The sequence below is a fragment of the Vibrio splendidus genome, assembly GCF_001557875.1.
In the GTDB taxonomy this organism is placed as follows: domain Bacteria; phylum Pseudomonadota; class Gammaproteobacteria; order Enterobacterales; family Vibrionaceae; genus Vibrio; species Vibrio splendidus_F.
Genome location: NZ_LNRF01000001.1, coordinates 666,668 through 687,416, shown reverse-complemented (window position 1 = coordinate 687,416; position 20,749 = coordinate 666,668). Strand labels below are relative to the sequence as shown.

16 protein-coding genes and 1 pseudogene are annotated in these 20,749 nt (G+C 44.5%); 12 read left to right on the top strand and 5 right to left on the bottom strand.

Annotation, left to right across the window (positions count from 1 at the left end):
* Nucleotides 1-6 precede the first annotated feature (6 nt).
* On the bottom strand, nucleotides 7-1,068 hold the full coding sequence (pta, locus tag ATB74_RS02945) for a phosphate acetyltransferase (protein WP_061016423.1): 1,062 nt from the start codon (nucleotides 1,066-1,068) through the stop codon (nucleotides 7-9).
* Between the two features lie 154 nt (nucleotides 1,069-1,222).
* Between pta and ATB74_RS02940 the strand changes: the two genes are divergently transcribed.
* Nucleotides 1,223-2,011, top strand: coding sequence for an IclR family transcriptional regulator (locus tag ATB74_RS02940; RefSeq protein ID WP_061016421.1), 789 nt, complete (start codon nucleotides 1,223-1,225; stop codon nucleotides 2,009-2,011).
* A 216-nt stretch (nucleotides 2,012-2,227) separates the two neighbouring features.
* On the top strand, nucleotides 2,228-3,655 hold the full coding sequence (locus ATB74_RS02935) for an NAD-dependent succinate-semialdehyde dehydrogenase (protein ID WP_061016419.1): 1,428 nt from the start codon (nucleotides 2,228-2,230) through the stop codon (nucleotides 3,653-3,655).
* Between the two features lie 254 nt (nucleotides 3,656-3,909).
* On the opposite strand, the gene ATB74_RS02930 is transcribed toward ATB74_RS02935, so the two are convergent.
* Complete coding sequence (locus tag ATB74_RS02930) at nucleotides 3,910-6,096, bottom strand: malate synthase G (protein WP_061016418.1); 2,187 nt, start codon at nucleotides 6,094-6,096, stop codon at nucleotides 3,910-3,912.
* A gap of 117 nt (nucleotides 6,097-6,213) precedes the next feature.
* On the bottom strand, nucleotides 6,214-7,167 hold the full coding sequence (locus tag ATB74_RS02925; RefSeq protein WP_009845781.1) for a LysR family transcriptional regulator: 954 nt from the start codon (nucleotides 7,165-7,167) through the stop codon (nucleotides 6,214-6,216).
* A gap of 141 nt (nucleotides 7,168-7,308) precedes the next feature.
* Between ATB74_RS02925 and ATB74_RS02920 the strand changes: the two genes are divergently transcribed.
* Nucleotides 7,309-8,907, top strand: a complete 1,599-nt coding sequence (locus tag ATB74_RS02920; protein WP_060980558.1) for an isocitrate lyase — start codon at nucleotides 7,309-7,311, stop codon at nucleotides 8,905-8,907.
* A gap of 213 nt (nucleotides 8,908-9,120) precedes the next feature.
* The gene (locus tag ATB74_RS02915; protein ID WP_060980559.1) at nucleotides 9,121-9,699 is read left to right on the top strand and encodes a hypothetical protein; all 579 of its coding nucleotides are present in this window, start codon (nucleotides 9,121-9,123) and stop codon (nucleotides 9,697-9,699) included.
* A 98-nt stretch (nucleotides 9,700-9,797) separates the two neighbouring features.
* Here ATB74_RS02915 and ATB74_RS02910 read toward each other — a convergent pair whose 3' ends face one another.
* The gene (locus ATB74_RS02910) at nucleotides 9,798-10,172 is read right to left on the bottom strand and encodes a cystatin family protein (RefSeq protein ID WP_060980560.1); all 375 of its coding nucleotides are present in this window, start codon (nucleotides 10,170-10,172) and stop codon (nucleotides 9,798-9,800) included.
* Nucleotides 10,173-10,839: 667 nt separating this feature from the next.
* Between ATB74_RS02910 and ATB74_RS02905 the strand changes: the two genes are divergently transcribed.
* On the top strand, nucleotides 10,840-12,093 hold the full coding sequence (locus tag ATB74_RS02905; RefSeq protein ID WP_061016416.1) for an acyl-homoserine-lactone synthase: 1,254 nt from the start codon (nucleotides 10,840-10,842) through the stop codon (nucleotides 12,091-12,093).
* Nucleotides 12,086-14,662: a quorum-sensing autoinducer 1 sensor kinase/phosphatase LuxN gene (gene luxN / locus ATB74_RS02900; protein ID WP_061016414.1), complete on the top strand. Its 2,577-nt coding sequence runs from the start codon at nucleotides 12,086-12,088 to the stop codon at nucleotides 14,660-14,662. Before ATB74_RS02905 ends, luxN begins: the two co-directional genes overlap by 8 nt.
* Nucleotides 14,663-14,760: 98 nt before the next feature.
* On the opposite strand, the gene ATB74_RS24380 is transcribed toward luxN, so the two are convergent.
* Entirely contained in the window at nucleotides 14,761-15,036 is a 276-nt protein-coding gene (locus ATB74_RS24380; protein WP_048661167.1) for a hypothetical protein, read from the bottom strand.
* 905 nt (nucleotides 15,037-15,941) lie between these two features.
* On the opposite strand from ATB74_RS24380, the gene ATB74_RS02890 reads away from it, so the two are divergent.
* From ATB74_RS02890 to ATB74_RS02870, 6 genes and pseudogenes are all read left to right on the top strand, one after another.
* Entirely contained in the window at nucleotides 15,942-16,859 is a 918-nt protein-coding gene (locus tag ATB74_RS02890) for a LysR family transcriptional regulator (protein WP_061016412.1), read from the top strand.
* Nucleotides 16,860-17,038: 179 nt separating this feature from the next.
* Nucleotides 17,039-17,370: pseudogene (locus ATB74_RS23625) on the top strand (MFS transporter); the annotation flags it as partial.
* 74 nt (nucleotides 17,371-17,444) lie between these two features.
* Nucleotides 17,445-18,326 (top strand): DMT family transporter, encoded by an 882-nt coding sequence (locus ATB74_RS02885; RefSeq protein ID WP_060980564.1) that lies wholly within the window; start codon nucleotides 17,445-17,447, stop codon nucleotides 18,324-18,326.
* Between the two features lie 160 nt (nucleotides 18,327-18,486).
* On the top strand, nucleotides 18,487-18,726 hold the full coding sequence (locus tag ATB74_RS02880; RefSeq protein ID WP_060980565.1) for a hypothetical protein: 240 nt from the start codon (nucleotides 18,487-18,489) through the stop codon (nucleotides 18,724-18,726).
* A gap of 210 nt (nucleotides 18,727-18,936) precedes the next feature.
* Nucleotides 18,937-19,725, top strand: a complete 789-nt coding sequence (locus ATB74_RS02875; protein WP_061016410.1) for a phytanoyl-CoA dioxygenase family protein — start codon at nucleotides 18,937-18,939, stop codon at nucleotides 19,723-19,725.
* Nucleotides 19,726-19,745: 20 nt separating this feature from the next.
* On the top strand, nucleotides 19,746-20,735 hold the full coding sequence (locus ATB74_RS02870) for a zinc-dependent alcohol dehydrogenase family protein (protein ID WP_061016409.1): 990 nt from the start codon (nucleotides 19,746-19,748) through the stop codon (nucleotides 20,733-20,735).
* The last annotated feature ends 14 nt before the right edge of the window (nucleotides 20,736-20,749 follow it).

The window sequence follows — 20,749 nt, the reverse complement described above, 5'->3', positions numbered from 1 at the left end:
TAGATATTAATACCGGAATTCAAATTCCGACTCCTCTCTTTCTTCAACATCAACCTCAGAGTCAGACACTTTCCTTTGCTGTGCTTGTACCGCGGTAACGGCAATGACGTTAAAGATATCCTCTGCGCTGCACCCTCTTGATAAATCATTGGCCGGTTGATTCAGCCCTTGCAACAATGGGCCAATCGCAACCGCGCCACCTAACCTTTCTGCTAGCTTATAGCCTATATTCCCCGCTTCTAAATTTGGGAAGATCAATACGTTAGATTGGCCTTTCACTTCTGAATCGGGCAGCTTTTTCGCGGCTATTTCAGTGACAATCGCGGCATCGAGTTGAACGTCCTGATCGACAGCGATTCCGGGACAACGTTGTTTCACTAACTGAGCGGCATTACGAACCTTATCGACTGATTCGTGTTTGGCACTGCCGTTGGTCGAAAATGACAACATTGCGACTTTAGGTTCTTCCATCAGTAGCGTTTGAGCACTGTTTGATGCAGCCATGGCAATCGACGCCAGCTCAGTTTCATTGGGGTTAATCACCAAACCACAATCGCTGAAAATCATGCCGCCTTTAAGATTATGGAAAGGCTCGCACAACATCATTAAAAAGAAGCTCGATACCAATTCGCTGTCTGGTGCTGGCCCGATGATCTGCAGCGCAGCTCTCACCACATCAGACGTGGTATAAACCGCGCCATTGACCGTGCCGTCAACCAGCCCTTCTCTTACCATCAAGTTGGCAAAAATCAGTGGGTCTTTAACCTTCTCCAATGCATCTTCATAAGTCATGCCTTTGGCTTTTCTTAACTCATACAGCCGTTCAGCCAACACAGCTTTAAGTGCTGATGCTTGTGGTGAAACAATATGAATGCCCGCTAGGTTAATATGATGCAACTGAGCGGCTTCAATAATCGCCTTTTCGTCGCCCACCAGCGTGATATAAGCGAGCTGTTTATCTATCGCTAATCGTGCTGCTTTGAGTACACGAGGATCTTCAGCTTCGCTCAAAACCACACGCTTACGATCTAAATGCGCCTTATCAATAATCCGTTCAATTGCTTTCATTTTAAAATTCCATTTATTGAGATTAATTGTTCCATAATTTACATTTATATTATTGAAATAATAAAAAAGGTCAAATTTTATTCAGCTAATTGAAGAATATTGATTTGGTATGTACACTCTTACACATAGACATATCGCAAGGATGAATCACTTTATGCAAACAGAAACACCACAAGTTCAAGGGGATACACCGACCCTCCGACTTTTTGCACTATTAGAGGTGATAGCCCAAAAAGACGAGTTTATTTCTCTGCAAGGTTTAGTCGAAGAGACCGGATTACCAAAGCCTACGCTGCACCGAATGCTTCAACAGTTAGAAGCCGCGGGCATCATTCAAAGAGACGGCGACGAAAAACACTACAGCTCAGGCATTCGACTCAGAAAGCTTGCCGAAAACCTACTATTGAATAGCACCATGCACAGCGCCCGACGCACCATCCTTGAAAGCCTAAGAGCAGAAGTCGGTGAGAGTTGTAACCTGACGGCTCTTTCAAGTGGTGAAATCATCTATCTCGATCGTGCCGAAACTGAAGCTCCCCTCCGCTTTCATCTGCACCCAGGTTCTCGTGTTCCTGTGCACTGCTCGGCTACTGGCAAACTGTTTTTGGCGCACATGTCTAAGCCGCAGCGCAGACGACTAATTGAAAATGTGCCGCTGACTCAATACACCGTAAACACGATTACCGACTATTCGACTCTAGAGAAAGACATCGAAGAAGCAAAAATCCAAGGTTTTGCTATTGATGATGAAGAGTTTTTGCCGGGCTTAGTCTGTATCGCTGTGCTGATACCCTCACCAACAGGTCAATCAAACCTAGGCCTAGCGATACAAGCACCTGTGATTCGAGTGAAACCGGATGAAGCAATAAAATTCTTGCCCGCACTTCAAAAAGCAGCAAAAGCGCTAGCGAAGATCGAAGCTGATAATTGGAGTCAGCAGTAAGCACTTTCTTAGAGAATTTCGAAGTCCATGACTTAGCTGATCATGGATTTCGAAAGCCCTACTTTGGTAAACAATGCTTGCGCAAACAAGGGCTTCAAAACTATCGAATTAAACACCACAATCTGCGACTAATGAACATTTGGTCGAAGTGTTCTGAACACTCACCAACCCGCACATCAGCAACACGTCTAAAGTAATCACGACAAAGGAATCACGATGCTAAACATTGATAACCAGCACTTACTCTCTTTTATGGTGACAGAAGCGAACAACGCAGTTGCAGTCACAAACCCAGCAACGGGTGAACTCATCGGGCACGCACCGATATCATCAGAAACAGAGTTAGCGAGCGCGATTGAACGAGCTCATGTAGCGCAGAAAGAGTGGGCAAAAATTCCTGCTAAATCTCGTGCTGCACTACTTCATCGTTGGCACCAGCTGATCCTCGAAAACAAAGATGACCTTGCTCGAATCATGACAATGGAACAGGGCAAACCGTTAGCCGAGGCGATAGGTGAAGTCGTGTATGGCGCGAGCTTCATTGAGTGGTTTGCAGAAGAAGCAAAACGCACTTATGGTGATTCCATTCCTAGCACGGTTGCAGGCAAACGCTTGGTGACCATCAAGCAACCGATCGGCGTAGCGTGTGCGATTACGCCATGGAACTTCCCGATTGCAATGATCACTCGTAAAGCCGCTCCTGCCTTAGCTGCCGGTTGTAGCTTTGTCGTGAAACCTTCGGATGAGACACCGCTTTCTGCGTTTGCTGTGGTTGAATTGGCTTATCAAGCGGGTATCCCTAAAGATCTGCTCCAAGTAGTGCTTGGTGAAAGCCCAGAGCAAGTGGGCAACCTATTCACTTCGCATCCGCTTATCAAAAAAATCTCTTTCACTGGCTCTACTCGAGTGGGCAGTATTTTGATGGCTCAAGCGGCAAAAGGCATCAAGCGCACCTCTATGGAGCTCGGCGGCAATGCACCTTTTATTGTGTTTGACGATGCCGACATCGATGCGGCCGTGCAAGGCGCAATGGCCTCGAAGTTCCGTAATGCAGGTCAAACTTGTGTCTGTGCAAACCGATTCTACGTTCACAGTAAAGTGTACGATGAGTTTGTGGCTAAATTCGATCAAGCAGTTCAGCAGCTTAAGATTGGTAACGGCTTAGATGAGGGTGTCACGATTGGACCTGTTGTCAGCCTTAATGCGAAGAACAACATCCAAGCATTAATAGACAGAGCAGTAGAACAAGGTGCAACACCTGTAACACCAACTCAAGAGCTTGATGGGCTATTCCTTCAGCCTGTCATTCTTAAAGATGTCAAACACAGCATGGACATTGTTCAGCAAGAGATCTTTGGCCCTGTCGCTCCTGTGATGCAATTCGACACGGACGAAGAGCTTATTGAAATGGCAAATGACACAATTTACGGTTTAGCATCTTACTTCTACAGTCAGAACATTCACCGTGTATGGAACATTGCAGAGACACTTGAATACGGGATGGTCGGCATAAATGATGGCCTAATCTCAACTGAGGTCGCACCTTTCGGAGGCGTTAAGCAATCAGGTATTGGCCGAGAAGGTGCGAAAGAAGGCATCGATGAGTACATGGACATTAAATACTTATGTTTTGGTAGTAACTAGGTTTCAGTAGCAATTAGGTTTCGCAAGTAATTAAATCTTAGTGAGCACTAACCTGGACCACTCTTCCCCTTCCCACCACAAAAATGAATCAAAAAAAAGCCGCGCAATAAAGCGCGGCACCTTGGGCTCGGTTAAAGGGGGTTTCTTTTTTTTTAGTATTTTTCTTTCTCTGTTTTTATTATTAGATCACTTTGCTATTTCAGTGATTTAGGCTTTTTGTGCTTTCGCTTATCTGCGACTCAGCACTTTCCGACTCAAACACTCTGAGCTTTCAGCTTTAGACGCATCGCGTGTAACACTGGCTCGGTATAACCACTCGGCTGAGCACAGCCTTCAAATACCAACTGACACGCTGCTGAAAACGCAATGCTGTTTTCAAAATCAGGCGCCATATTTTGGTAGCTTGAATCGCCAGCGTTTTGCTCATCAACCACTGCTGCCATGCGCTTCATGGTTCTCATTACTTGGGCTTCATTACAAATCCCATGACGTAACCAGTTCGCAATATGCTGGCTCGAAATACGCAGTGTCGCGCGGTCTTCCATTAGCCCTACATCGTTAATATCAGGCACCTTCGAACAACCTACGCCTTGGTCAATCCAACGAACTACGTAACCAAGAATACCTTGCGTATTGTTGTCCAGTTCATTTTGGATATCTTGAGTTGTCAGCTTTTGCTTGCCCAGTAGCGGGATAGTTAGAATATCGTCAACGTTCGCTCTCACTCGCTCACGGAGCTCTTTCTGGCGGCTTGGTACACTCACCTTGTGATAGTGCAGCGCATGCAAAGTCGCGGCGGTTGGCGATGGAACCCAAGCGGTATTAGCACCCGCCTGTGGATGTCCGATTTTCGCGTCCATCATCTTCGCCATATTGTCTGGCTCTGGCCACATACCTTTACCAATCTGGGCTTTACCTTGCAGGCCACAAGCTAAGCCAAGATCAACGTTTTGATCTTCGTATGCGCCAATCCAAGTCATGGTTTTCAGTTGTGTTTTAGGCGCGAATGGTCCCGCTTCCATACTGGTGTGAATCTCATCGCCCGTTCGGTCTAAGAAACCTGTGTTGATGAACACGACACGATCTTTAGCCGCTCGAATACATTCTTTAAGGTTAACCGAAGTACGACGCTCTTCGTCCATGATGCCGACTTTAATAGTGAAACGTTCTAAGCCTAATGCATCTTCAATACGACCAAACAGTTCATTGGTAAAGGCTACTTCTTCCGGGCCATGCATTTTAGGTTTTACAATGTTAATGCTGTTCGCGGTCGAGTTTTGGTAAGCACTGTTACCTTTTAAATCGTGCATTGCGATTAGCGAAGTGATCATGCCATCCATAATACCTTCAGGTACTTCATTACCGTCAGCATCAATAATGGCAGGATTAGTCATCAAGTGGCCGACATTACGGATGAACAACATGCTGCGACCTTTCAGCGAGATCTCACCACCCGTCACACTGGTGTATTGACGATCAGGATTCAGGTTACGAACGATGGTTTTACCGTTTTTCTCTAGCGACTCTTGTAGGTCACCTTTCATCAAACCTAACCAGTTACGGTAAGCCAGTGCTTTGTCTTCACCATCAACCGCAGCAACCGAGTCTTCACAATCCATAATAGTGGTCAGTGCCGCTTCGACTAACACATCTTTTATACCAGCAGCATCAACACTGCCAATTGGCGCGCTCGGGTCAATTTGAATTTCTATATGCAGATTATTGTGCTTAAGTAGAATACATGACGGTGAACTTGCTTCGCCTTGATAGCCAATAAACTGGTTGCTATCAATTAGAGTGACTTCTTCACCGTTATCCAGTGTCGCTATCAGCTTATTACCGATGCTAGCTTTACTGATGCTGTATTTGGTGACGTCTTTATGAGAGACGCCATTTAGTGGTGCTGCATCATCAAGGAACCCGCGCGCATAGGTCACTACTTTAGCACCACGAACAGGGTTAAAGCTTCCACCTTTCTCTGCGCCGTCGCTTTCGCTGATCACATCAGTGCCGTAGAGGGCATCATATAAGCTGCCCCAACGTGCGTTGGCTGCGTTAAGCGCAAAACGTGCATTCATAATAGGTACAACGAGCTGCGGACCTGCTTGTGTTGCGATTTCAGGCTCAACGCTGGCGGTCGTTACTTGAAAGTCATCGCCCTCAGGAACTAAGTAGCCAATCTGCTGTAAGAATTGTTTATATTCGAGCGCATCCAAGGTTTGGCCTGCTCGCTCTTGGTGCCAAACGTCAATTTGATGTTGAAGATCTTCACGCTTGATAAGCAATGCGCGGTTCTTTGGAGCCAAGTCTTCAAGGATGGTTGCAAAAGATTGCCAAAAGTCTTCAGCGACAATACCTGTTCCAGGAATTACCTGCTCATTAATTAATTGGTAGAGGGTGCTATCAATGTTCAAGCTTCCCTGTTGAATACGACTGCTCATAAAATCTCTCTCAAGCTAACTGATGACTACTCAATAAATTTACGCAACGGACATGAATTTAGCTAATTTATGCCCGTTATACTGGATATTCATATAAAAAATACCCTACAAACTGTGTTATTCCGTCACTCCACTCTCGATTTCGTTAGCGACACTTTTTATCAAACGACGCATCCACTGATGGTCTGGATTAGTTTGTAATAATGGACTCCACGCCATTTTTACCTCAAAGGGCTCAATCGCAAATGGTGCAGGTTTGATCAATAACCTTGGATTATTGCGCTGCAGTTGCGCTGCTTTTGTTGGAATAGTAAGGATCAGATTCTTCTGTTGTGCGAAGAGAATCGCCGACAAGTAGTGTCGAGTAAACACCGTGATGTTACGGGTTTTACCAATGCGCATTAATGCTTCATCTATCCAACCGAGCTTTTGTGCTTCGCTTGGGTTGATCCCCACTCCTGTTCCCATACCTGTCTTACTTACCCAAATATGTTGCGCCTTTAGATAAGACAAAATATCGAAATTGTCGGCAATCGGGTTGTCACAACTAAATAGACATGAAAACCCATCGTGCCAAAGGCTCATCTGGTGAAACGACTGAGGAATATCGTCAAATCTGTTGATAATTATATCAACGGTACCTTGCTCTACATCCTGATAACTCACGTCACTTGGCGTCATGATGTCCAGCCGTATTTTCGGTGCGATCTCACTCAACTTTTTCAATAACGGCTGAATAATGGTCGATTCCGCATAGTCACTCGCCATGATACGAAACACACGCTCACTGTCTTCTGCATTAAATTCTGTGGTCGGCTGCAGCGTCTTTTCGACGTTCGCCAAGATGTTTCGAATCAGTGGCTGCAATTTATGTGCTCGCTCGGTCGGTATCATCCCTTCACTTGTTCTCACCAACAACGGATCTTCAAACAGATCACGCAATCGGCGTAGGCCATTACTCATAGCTGGCTGAGTAATACCCAGTTGATTTGCCGCACGCGTTACGTTTCTTTCACGTAGCAACATGTCTAAATACACAAGTAAATTAAGGTCTATACGAGCAATATTCATAAGAAAAATACCGAATATAATAACTATAAATTAACAAAATTATCACATACATGATTATTCTTTGTCCATGGTTAGATTTAATCCAAATCAAATGACCTCGCCAAATTGGCCAACATGTCCACGTGAAACTAAGGAATAGTTATGTCGCAAATTACACAAGATATCGAAATGATTGAAGTTGCAAAAAGCGCTGCTGGTGCTCCATGGGATGCAATTAACCCTGAATCTGCTGCTCGTATGCGAGCTCAAAACAAATTCAAAACAGGTCTGGATATTGCGCAATACACGGCAGATATTATGCGTGCAGACATGGCGGCTTATGACGAAGACAGCTCTCAATATACTCAGTCTCTGGGTTGCTGGCATGGTTTCATCGGCCAACAAAAACTGATTTCTATTAAGAAGCACTTTGATGGCAAGACAGACCGTCGTTACCTATACCTTTCAGGTTGGATGGTAGCGGCACTTCGCTCTGATTTTGGTCCACTTCCAGACCAATCTATGCATGAGAAAACATCGGTTGCGGGCCTAGTAGAAGAGCTATACACCTTCCTGCGCCAAGCTGATGCTCGTGAACTGGGTGGTTTATTCCGTGAGCTAGACGCTGCGCGTGAAGCTGGCGATGTAAACCTACAAGACCGTATCCAAGACAAAATCGACAACCACGTAACACACGTAGTACCAATCATTGCCGATATCGATGCAGGTTTTGGTAACGCAGAAGCGACTTACCTAATGGCTAAGCAGATGATTGAAGCGGGTGCTTGTTGCCTGCAAATCGAAAACCAAGTAGCGGATGAGAAGCAATGTGGTCACCAAGACGGCAAAGTAACGGTTCCACACGCTGACTTCCACGCAAAACTTCGTGCGCTTCGTTACGCTTTCCTTGAACTAGGCATCGACAACGGCATCATCGTTGCTCGTACCGATTCACAAGGCGCTGGTTTAACAAAAGAAATCGCAGTAGTGAAAGAGCCGGGCGACCAAGGTGACATCTACAACTCTTACCTAGATGTGGAAGAGATTGATGTTGCAGATATGGCTGAAGGCGATGTTTGCTTCAACCGTGACGGCAAGCTAGTTAGACCTAAGCGTCTGCCTTCAGGCTTATACCAATTCCGCCAAGGTACTGGTGAAGATCGTTGTGTATTTGACTGTATCGAAGCAATTAACGCAGGTGCTGACCTACTTTGGATTGAGACAGAGAAGCCACACATCGGTCAAATCAAAGAGATGATGGACGGCGTACGTGAAGTACACCCTAATGCGAAACTGGTTTACAACAACTCTCCATCATTCAACTGGACGCTAAACTTCCGTCAGCAAGCTTTCGATGCGATGGTAGCAGAAGGTAAAGATGTTTCAGCTTACGACCGTGCGAACCTAATGAGTGCGGAATACGACGAATCAGAATTGTCTGCAAACGCTGATGAGAAGATCCGTACATTCCAAGCAGATGCTTCACGCGAAGCGGGTATTTTCCACCACTTGATTACACTACCGACTTACCACACTGCAGCGCTGTCTACTGACAACCTAGCGAAAGAGTACTTCGGCGACCAAGGTATGCTGGGCTACGTTGCGAATGTTCAACGTAAAGAGATCCGCCAAGGTATCGCATGTGTTAAACACCAAAACATGTCTGGTTCAGACATGGGTGATGACCACAAAGAGTACTTTGCTGGTGAGAATGCACTAAAAGCAGCAGGTGAAGCGAATACATCGAACCAATTTGATTAATCGCTAACGCTAAAGCCTCCCCCGCCCTTCTCTCTTACTTCGGTAAGATCCGGGGGAAGGCTTTGAGATAAAGCTACTACTGCCAGCTTTATCTCAAAGCCTCAGATTTGTGTGCCACACCACGGTTAACCGAACAACTTCTGTTTAAGCTAACTGTATTCATGTTTTTTTGAGATTCCAATTTATTGAAATTCTTATTTGTTGAGAGTGCCTATGACTTCAATACCCACACACCTACAAGATGCAAAAACACTGTTATCAGAGAATGGTTTCGCGACGGGTGATACTTGGTATCACGGCACATCTTCAGCTTTATTGGCTTCTATTCAAGGCCAAGGCCTAAAACGTTCTGGAGACAAAGCGCTCAACGAAGCAGCTTCAAAAACTATGGCGACCATCGGCAACAACTATACCGAATCGGTCGAGCCAGTGTTTCTTACCCAGAGCAAAGAACTGGCGTACTACTGGGCTAAGCAAACCGTTCGTGAGCGAGGTGTTCGCTTCGAAGGTGAAGAACACCCTATCGTGTTAGCGGTAAACCTATCTCAAAAGCAACGTACCAAAGTAAGACCGGACGTAGGCGCAATGAGCCTATTGATGATGAGTGTTGGTGAGCAATTCATGTCTCATCTCACTGAAATTTATCAAGCCAACAACATTGCAGGCCCCGACATCGAGCTTCGCACTGCCGACCGTATGGACTACCTCAATAAACTTGGTATGGCCTACATTGATGAAGACATCAGCCGAGCTTGTATTCAAGAGTTAGCTGCCCCCGAGCTAGCCGACTAAAAACGCTCAATAATCAGTCTCCTTAAAAACAAAAATGGCTCCCAATAAGGAGCCATTTTTATTTGCAGTCTATCTAACAAAGTACAGACGCATCTAGACTATGAACACAAACGACCTTTCTGTGCTGGTTGCGTCATTTCGATATCACCCTGTAGAGAACGATATACGATGGTATTCCACACTTCACCATTATCCATTTCAAATTCGATAGCATAGTTCAAACCCGCGACGACCTGAGTTCGAACACTCAAGATCTGCTTGAGCTCAGCTGAAGTATTCATTTGGCCAAGAACCGCGTCTAGAGCTTGCTTAGCTTCTGGTGTGATATCGCTTTGCGACCAACCACCAGTTAGGTTTTTAGTGCTACAGATAGGGTTCGCATTTTCTTGTGATTGAGCTGAAACCTCAGCCTTCTGGCTGCATCCTGCTAACGCAGCAACACTAAACAAGGTTGCCAATAGTACTTTCTTCATAAACCCTCACTAAATAAATCATTAACGAGTGACCACTCGCAACGATGTTTCATATGCAGACAAGCTTAAACCTCTAATGTCATCACTTCATCAGAAATTATGGGATAACTAATCCATAAACACAGAATACTGTCAGAAAAAGCAGCCCCAGACATGGGTATATGTTATTCGCCACCTGATGTTAAAACTATTTAGATAGGTAATGCGGGAATAAACGGGGTGAGACATACAACATTCATTAGTTAATCGTATGTTTATGGCGATTTACATACCTTGAAATAAACAATACGAATTAAATTTCGCTTGATTTATGAGGTTAGTTCAAAAAAATAGATATTTTCCATTATTTTATAAATCCAAGGGTTTATTCTCGACTTAATTATTGCCTAACCAACAACATTACAAAATATCACAAGCTATTGATAATAATGTATTTTATTCACCAAAAAACTAATTCAAATATGACAAAGCTTTGTTGTTAAGGGTGAACGCAAGTAGTAGAATTTCGCCTGATTATGCAACTGACATCTCACACCATAAACACAAGAAAAATTACGACAAGCTCGCACAAAGTAACGTAGCTTCAAACACATTATTAAAATCAGTGTCATGTAGATAGTGCAGATTAAATAAAAATAATTATATAAACCTAGGCTAGGTTAACCACATGAAATTAACGTCGTCTTTAGACTCACTGTTGGCTAGCAGTCTGTCTATCGAAATAAAGCAGCGAGCACTAATGGAGCTCGTTATCGGTACTTATCTACCACAAGAGCGCACAGCTCTTTTCCAAAAAGTAACAGAGTATCGTAGAAGCCAATTAGAATTACTTTTCCCAGAGCATCAAAACAAAAGCTATTCGGTACTGTTTGAATTAATGGACTATCGCGATCTGATTCAGCGCTATCCAAATACGTTGTCAGAAGAGACCGTGCGTCTTGAGGAAGCCGTAGGGCAGTGCTATATGCATTGGTTAGATTTTTGGTGTGAATGTGAGATTGCTGCGATCAAAGCAAAATCACCATTAAATTCAAGCTCCATTTCTCATATCGACCTCCCTATCAATGACAGTGCTTATTACGGTGCGATCATCGAACAGATAGAACATGAGTCACTTTTGGTACAAACACCAAGTCACCCACAAGGAATGCCAATCAGCGATGCCATTGCTTTAAGCAATCTTGAGGTGTTCATCAAGGGTGAGAAATGGTTTGAGATGCTGCCTTTATTACACCTTTCTCAGGCAGGTAAGCATTTTATTCTGCTCAAACATCCCGTCGATGAAGCCTTTCCGACACTGGTTTCCTCCGCGCTGATTCAAGACTGGTCTAAGAATGACACTTGGCTAAGTTACGCGCCGCCGTTCAGCAATGAGCAATGGCAATACTGTTTACCCAATTACGGCTACGATGAGCTCGCAGGGTTACAACTTTTCACACCGCCTACACTATCAAAGTGTTACTCTCTCCCAGAATTTGACCAACAATTCCAGTTACAATTATCCGATAAAGACGCCCTGTGTGAAGTGCTGCGTCTGACAGTCAGTGGCAATATCCAACAAAAACTCTATTTCCTCTATCTTGCTCAAAAAGAGCTGATGAGTGTCTTGCACCAACTAGGGTACAAAGTCGGCTTCACTATTATCGAGCAACCTTTCATGCTTCAGTTTTATCAAACCATTGAACCCAATGCGTACTTCCACTCAGGGTACTGCGAATTAAATGATGACGGCACAACAATTTATCGAGGGTTCTGGAATTTTGAGATGATGGTAAAAGCATTCAATGACGTCGATTTTCGCAGCTACAAGCGCGCGGTTCGTGAGAGCAGAAGTATCCGCTCTACAGAAAAAACATGCTCAGAAGAAAATACAAGTTCTGCAGAAAAGCCAAATTCGCTAAGAAAGGATGAACATGTTTGATTTCGGCTTAGAAGCAATCATCCATGCAAGAGCAATTACTCTGCTTACAACCGTGGCAGTGGTTGTTATGTGGTTGCTATATTATTGCTACCGCTTAAAACAAAAGAACGAAGTGATTGCGGGAACACACCATGCCCCTTACATTGCGTATTCGATCTGTATTGTTGCGTGGATCAGCAGTAACGCGTACTTCCATACCGACTTACTGCCAGAACTTGGGGCCCCTGCCGCCGTGTTTGCGGCAAAGTTTGCCAACCTCGCCTCTTTCTTCGCGTTTGCCTTTGCCTATTACTTCTCGTGTCAGCTCGCGGCAGAACAGCGCAATGGCAAGGTTCAAGTGTGGCAACAAGCCATTTTTGTCACCCTCACTGTCTACTCGTTCTTTATCAATTTAAGTCCAGGGTTAACCGTTGAACACGTGACCATTGCTGGCCCAAGCCTGTTCGTGATCGAGTTTGGCCCACACACTCCGTACTTCTTTATCGGAATGATGAGCTTTGTTGTCCTAACACTGGTTAACCTAGTCGCCATGCGCGCTAACAGCAGTAAGCTTACCTTAGCCAAAACTAACTACATGATTGCAGGCATCTTGGTATTCATGCTGTCTACTGCAACGATCCACCTAGGTATGACCTATTTCTTACGTGATTTCTCACTCACTTGGCTGCCACCAGCCTTGTCGATCAGCGAGATGTTATTCGTTGGGTATGCTCTACTAACCTCTCGTTTTTACAGCTTAAAATATCTGACGTACATGAGCCTAAATACACTATTAGTGTGTGCTATTTTGGTGATACCTTTCGGTGTAATATTTATACCACTGACAGATGATAATCAATGGCTCATTGCAATCCCAATCTGCGCGATGATCGGCATCACTTGGCATGTGCTCTACAAACGCGTTAGCCACTATGCCTCTTTCTTTGTCTACGGAAACATGAAAACGCCTGTACAACAAATCCTCGCGTTAGAAGAAGATTTCAAGCATTCAATTGATGATGCCATGCGTCGTTTGGGCAGCCTATTGCAGATTCCCGAAGACAAACTTCGCCTAGTGAACAGTAACTACAACGAAACGTTCTATGAGGACTATCTGTCTACCAACAAATCCGTTTTAGTGTTTGACGAGTTGTCTCAAGAACTTGATTACACCGCACCAGCCAAGCGCTCGATCAAAGCACTGTATGACAAGATGAGTTCAAACGATACCGCCTTGGTGATGCCTTTGTTTGGTCAGGGGAAATCGCTCACTCACTTGTTAGTGTCATCACACAAGAGCAACGATCAGATGTTCTCTAACGAGGAAATCTCTGCCCTGCAAACCTTGTTAATTCGTGTACAAAGCACTATCGAAGCCGATAGACGCATTCGCCAAAGCCGCGCCCTTGCTAACTCTATCGCGCATGAAATGCGTAACCCACTGGCTCAAGTCCAGCTGCATTTTGAAATGTTAAAACAGCACATTGATAATCAATCCCCGGCCAAAGAGATTTTGCTCGACATTGAGAGTGGCCAATCGGCTATTCAACGCGGGCGACAATTAATTGATATCATCTTACGCGAGGTCAGTGACAATACGCCTGAGCATGGTCCGGTGACGATGACCTCTATCCACAAAGCTGTCGATCAAGCAGTAAGCCACTATGGCTTTGAAAACGAGAAGATAATCGAACGTATTCGCTTACCACAACATGCTGATTTTGTTGTAAAGCTAAATGAAACCCTATTCAACTTCGTTATTTTCAACCTAATACGTAATGCGATTTATTACTTTGATTCGTATCCAGATAGCCAGATCGAAATCAGCACCAAAATAGGCTCTTACGAGAACGTTTTAATATTCCGAGATACCGGCCCCGGCATAGACGAAGCGATTGCTCACAAAATTTTTGATGACTTCTTCTCTTACCAAAAAAGTGGTGGTAGCGGCTTAGGGCTAGGCTATTGCCAACGTGTAATGCGTTCATTTGGTGGCAGAGTTGAGTGCCATTCTAAACTTGGTGAGTTTACTGAGTTCCACCTGTACTTCCCTGTAGTACCGAATGCCCCCAAAGCAGACGCGCTTCGTACACCTTATTTCAATGATTGGAAACACAACCAAACGACTACTCAAGATAAAGCCTGCGCTGATACAGAACCAACAAGTTCGCGAGAATCTGAGAGCCATTTAGCACCTACCGTGCTCATCGTCGATGACAAAGAGGTGCAACGCACACTTGTTCAGATGTATTTGAGTCAACTTGGCGTAAATAGCTTACAAGCCAAAAACGGTGAGAATGCCGTCGAGCTGTTCAAAACACACAAGGTCGATTTGATCTTAATGGACGTGCAAATGCCGATAATGAATGGTTTTGACGCAAGCCAAATCATCAAGGCACGCTCACCTCAAACGCCAATCATTGCTTTATCCGGCGAATCAGGACAACGTGAATTAGACATGATCAATCAGTTAATGGATGGTCGACTTGAAAAGCCAACGTCTTTGAATGCACTGCAACACGTACTCGATAACTGGCTTGAGAAAGGCTGGGCGTCAAATGCTTCCAAAGAAGCCGAAGGTGAAGAGTAGATGGCTAACAAGTAAACTAACGACTGATTAAAAATCCCCTCAAGAAAGGTTCTTGAGGGGATTTTTATTTTGAGATATTTCGGCTATTCGAAGAGATACTAAAGCTCTTTAATCTCGATTTGACGCAACGTTTCCATATACTCTAAAGTTTCATCCACATCGACTGGCTCATACAAACGTAATACACCAGCCCAACCTTCAGACACTTCAAAATCATAAGCTGCACCGGTACCACAGTTGAATGTGACAGACACTGTGCCGTCACCGTTATCACGCATGGATTCTCCAGAAGCATAGAAGTGCTCAGAGTCGATCCAACCATCCGCGCCATAAGTGGTTAGAGAGTAGTAACCACCGCGCCCCTCAAAGTCCAAATTTGGCGTTGGAATCGTCCACTCTTGGCAAGTCGTCTTACCTTGACCTGGCACGCGCTCTAGGTATTGCGCTGTATCGGCTGGTAGCCCTGCGTAACCAAATGCCGTCACGTACTTGAAGTGGTGGTCTTCTACGTCATCCAAAGTCGCACCAAATCCCTTTAACCCTTCAATAGGCGCGCCGTGTTTCATTACATTGTTGATCAATTTTAAACGGTAGTTTTCAACATCACTTGGGTTATAGCCTTTACCTTGATAAGGCTTATCTGAATTCGCTTTGATAGAAAGCAGACTTTGGCGACGTTTGGTATCTTCAATAGAATCTGCGATACGTGTTCTGGCTAGTACATGAACATGTGTACCTGTCGTCAAGTCACTTGCTGTTAGGTTAAGTGTTTCACCACGACGAACCACCTTATGCACCAGATGATTTTCGTCCATGATATGGATGATTTGGAAATAGTCGTTGTCTTCTGCGGGCACATGGAACGTTGCACCTTCTGATACATCAACAACCATCGTCGAGTAAACAACATCACGATTTGAGCGAATCACCGTTTGCGCGTCTTTGGATACTGGCTCAGCGTGCAGCCAATGGTTAACACCCACTTTGTTTTGCAGGCCAAGGAAGTTCCAGTCAGACTCCGCTTCAGGATAGTTATCCCAATTAACACCACCGATAGCCGCGTGGTCATAAACCGCTGAGCTGTTATTGTCTGCAGCCGTTGCGCCAAATGCAGTTAACGCTAATAGCGTCACTAACGTCGTTTTCTTCATAATGGTTTCTCATGTTTGTTTCGATGAACTCAGTATGTAGACGCTCCGTGATATACTCCAATTGATTATATGAAATCAAGATATACAATTTAGGTATATCTAAATAGTTTCGATGATGGAATCCCGTGATGATGAGTAACCGCTTTAAACAGCTAGACCTCAATTTACTCAAAGTATTGAAGGTGTTGGTTGAGGTAAAAAATACACGCAAGGCTTCAGAATTACTGTTTACAAGCCAACCCTCTATCAGTCGCTCACTACAAAAGCTACGTGAGTACTTTGACGATGAGTTGTTTATACGCTCCCAACATGGCTTAGAACCAACCGCCAAGTTGCTTGAAATTAAGCAGACCTTGTTACCGGTATTGTTGCAGTTAGAACAAGTACTTGAACCAAAGTCTGAATTTGATGTTGCTCAGTTTGATGGCACTGTGAACATCGCCATTAATGGCTTTATTGCTAACAGCATCTCGGCAAAGCTAACTCAGATATTGTTAGCGCAAGCTCCTAAGGTCAAAGTGAATATTGTTGATTGGGGCGCGAATACTCTGGATTTACTCACCTCTGGTGAGATTGATTTAGGTGTTAATTATTACCCATTAGAATTATCCAAACAGGTATACCAAAAACGTATCGCAAGCGATGATTTTGTCTTGGTATGCCGCACTGGGCATCCACTTGCCAACACGCTTTTGCAAAGTGACCAGCAAGAAACCTTGCAATTGGCGAGCTTGGTGGTCAGTGATTGGAACGACAATATTGCGTTAGCACCGAACGTGTTAGCCGATGTGGGCATCAATACTGAGGTAAAAATACGTTCGACTTACTTACACAGCTTATTGTCTATAGTGAAGCAGAGCGACGTATTATTCCCATGCTCAAAACTACTGGCCAATTCGCTTTCAAATGAATTTTCTTTTGTGCAGTTTCCTCACATGCCCAATATGCCAAATGGCGACATAGGTATGACTATCGGGCGTAAACATCGCAACCAGCCGAAAATGCTCTGGTTGGAATCGTGTATCGAAAAGGTATTCAGAGAGTAATTATTGACTGTTCTTAGCACTAGAGGCAAAAACTAGCGTGTAACCCATTATTAGCCAAGAGTTCGAAGATAATCTAAATAAGATGTTTTAGGGATTCAGCAACAATTCAATGATTTAAAAGAGTAAAAGATATATACATAAGAGTGCACTGTCTAAAGTATTGAAATCATTATGACGAGAACATTTTTATCAGCTAACATCTGAATAAAAAGACCGAATCACACAACAGAGCGACTGTCTTCAGCTTTAAAGGCCTGGCTTTTAACCTCGGATACGGCCTGAACAGTATTCTGCACGCTTACTACTATAAGTTGGTGTCTAAGGGTTACACCGAACAAGAAATAGAACAGAACCTTGCCTTCTTGGCCTCACTATCTTCGTTTTTCTATTACTTCACCTTACTGTTCGTTTCGATCAGCGCGCTGTTCTACTTCAAGAACAAAAAAACAGCCGATCTTCTGAAGAGCAATCTAATACTGAATAGAGAATAAAGGTGAGCCTCTGGCTATAAACAGACCATGTCACTTCTTATCATGTGATTTTTTGTTAGTATCATCATCAAATCACATCACACATGGAAGCGTCATGTCTTTTAGTTGGATCGCCTTTACTCTTCTCGCAGCCTTTAGCCAATCTTGGCGCAATGCCTTTCAAAGCAAACTCAGTGGCACCATGAGCGTAGCAGGCGTAACGCTGGCTCGCTTTATTTGGGCTGGCCCAATAGCCCTTATTTACCTCTACACCCTCTATCAATGGCAGCCTGTAGCTATCCCCGACTTTTCGGGTGAATTTGTTTTCTATATTGTTGCTGCCGCCATTATGCAGATCCTCGCGACCGGCTTAATGGTGATGCTGTTCAAGCTAGAAAACTATGCGATAGGCGCTGGGTTAGCCAAGTGTGAAGCTCCTGTTTCTGCGGTGCTCTCCGTGCTGTTTTTTGGCACCGCATTAACAGTGACAGGTTGGGTCGGCGTACTTATTGGTACTTTAGGCGTGCTAATAATGAGTAGCGCTTCTGGCTGGCGAAGCTTGTCCCCGAAAGTGTTCTTGTTAGGTATGGCGTGTAGCACCGCCTTTGCTTTAACGTCTCTTTGGGTACGGGAAGCAAGCTTGAGCATAGGGTTGCCCTTCCCTCATCGCGCTGCTTGGGTGCTGTTTCTGGTCATTACTCTTCAGACATGCATGATCTGTACGTACCTTTTCTTTAAAGAGCGAGACACACTGCGCCTAATATTCAAGAAATCGAAACTGGTGGTAATGACAAGCCTAGCGAGTGTTATCGGTTCCCTGGGTTGGTTTAGCGCGATGTCGCTTCAAGCCGTGCCGTACGTAAAGACACTCGGACAAATCGAGGTGATCTTTATGGTCTTGATATCTTACTTCTGGTTAGGGCAAAGCATCGCGCGCAAAGACATTGTTGCGCTCATCTTACTCTCTATCGCAGCAGTATTAGTGATGTGGCAATGAGTAAGTTTCTCAATGCTTGGGCGTTGGCAAATAATACCCGAACAGAACATTCATCCACAGTATAAATCTTACCGTGGCATAAAATGATAAGAACGACCGCCACATAATTTTTATAGTGCTCGTATCAGCTATTAGTAACTCCCCAATAGGATACAGCCAAATGAAAACGCTCGCTCAAATCGCACTAGCAACGATCTTTTTTACAACCTCAATGATGGTATTCGCTGAACCCGCGACGACAAACCAATCCCAATCAAAAACGGCAACCACAACTGTGAAACATGAAGCAATGACTGTAACGTTAACAGATAAACACTTTACGTCTTCAGATGAAAAGCACGCTGCTACCACCCAAGTACCAAATCACAAAACAAACTCTGCGCCACAACCCGCTATATAGTTATAACGTGGGATAGTCATAACACCGCACGAGCGATGCTAACAACATCAATTTGATACGCAGCTCAGAGCTAATAAACATGTGTAGCTATTTACGCCACTGCATCTAACTGTTCTCTCATTTCTTACTTGGTTGAATGACGCCTGTCTGGCATTATGCGCCCAAGAAATCCGTGGTTATTAAACGGTAAAAAATGAACGAAGGTAGTCAGTGGTAGAATACAGCCAACAATTAAGTAACCAATACGACAAACATGGTTACTTTGTTATCCGAAATTATTTCGGCGAATCTCAGATTGAATCTCTTAGAAAAGTGGTACTGAAATTCCATGAATCTTGGAAAGCAGACAACGAAGAGTTCTATCAAGAAGAAGCTTTTAACTCGTCTTTGATCACGGGAAGCGAATACCTGCCTGCGGACGATAGAACCGTACTGTTTGACTTCATCAGCTCAAAACAAGTGATGGACGTGGTCGATGCAGTGATACCAAACAAACCGGCATTCATGAATACACAGCTGTTCTTCAACCCTGTAAACCCTCAGCAAAAAGACTTCTGGCATCGTGACTGTCAATACGACTACGACATTGATGACCAGATGAGAGTCATCATGGAAACTCAGGTATTGCATCTGCGTGTACCCCTTTTTGATGAGCCCGGCATGGAGCTTATCCCCGGCACGCACAAGCGCTGGGACAACGAAGAAGAGTACAATGTTCGCCAAGAAGTGAACGGTAAAGTGAGCAGTGATGACATCTCTGGCGGTAAGCAGATACCGTTAGCAGCCGGTGACTTATTGGTATTTTCAGCGGATATGATCCACCGAGGCCGATATGGCTTGGATCGTTTGGCTTTGGATATTTTGATCTTCGATTCGGCAGCAGACTATGTCGACTACGTTGATGACGACTGTTTACCGACACCAGCTATGCTGAACAATATTACCGACCCAAGATTGTTTATGAACACGCTACACTTAAAATCAATGCAGTACTCATAATCCATAAAGGTACCCGAACGATGACTGACACTAAGCAAAATACCCAAATTAGCCAGTTCCGTTTCGGTCAGCCGAAAGAGTCTCTCAAGCTAGAACATGCCACTTTAGGAACGCTTACTAGAGGCAAGGTTCGAGTACAAATTGAAGCGACCAACATCAACCCTAGTGATCTGTTGTCTATTTATGGTGTTGGGCAATACAAACACAGCCACCAACCGCCGAGAGTTCCGGGATTTGAAGCGGTAGGAAGGGTTGTAGAGTCCAGCAATGCTGAGTTTGCTTTAAACCAGCGCGTGCTCGTGGCTACTAGTGGGACATGGCAGAACTATGTCGATGTATCACCAGATGACCTGTTCCAAATTCCTCAGTATTTAGATAATGGCTACGCCTGTCAGTTGTACATTAATGCGCTAACCGCATGGGTACTGACGACAGAAGTAGCCAAGCTAACCCAAGAAGATGTGTTAATCATCAACGCAGGCAACTCTGCCATCGGTAAGATCTTCTCCCAGTTATCAGCATCGCTCGGCTTCAACATCATTGTTGTTACATCACAGCCGAAACGATACCCAACTGCCACAAGCTGGGTATTAGATGCAAACGATGATTTAGTTAATCAAATTAAGGCCTTAGGCTTGCCTACTCCAACCGTCGCCTTTGATGCAATTGGCGGTTCACCCGGAACCGATCTTATTCACACCCTTGGCAATAATGGGCGTTTTATCAACTATGGGACGCTGTCTCTGGATTTTTACGAGCCACGCTTCTTTGAGTACGCGAAAAGCCAACACATCGATTTCAGCACCTTCTTCTTACGTTATTGGGAAGAAGCAGAAGGTAAAGATGTTCGCCGTGATAAATTCACGACCATGCTAGATCACTTCATCACAAACGACATTCAGCTCGACGTCGACCGCTATCTGCCATTCGATGAAGTGCAAACCGCGATTGATCTCATTGAATCGAAAACCACACGCTTGAACGGCAAGATCATCTTGCTGCCTCTATAGTTTGGTGGAATTGA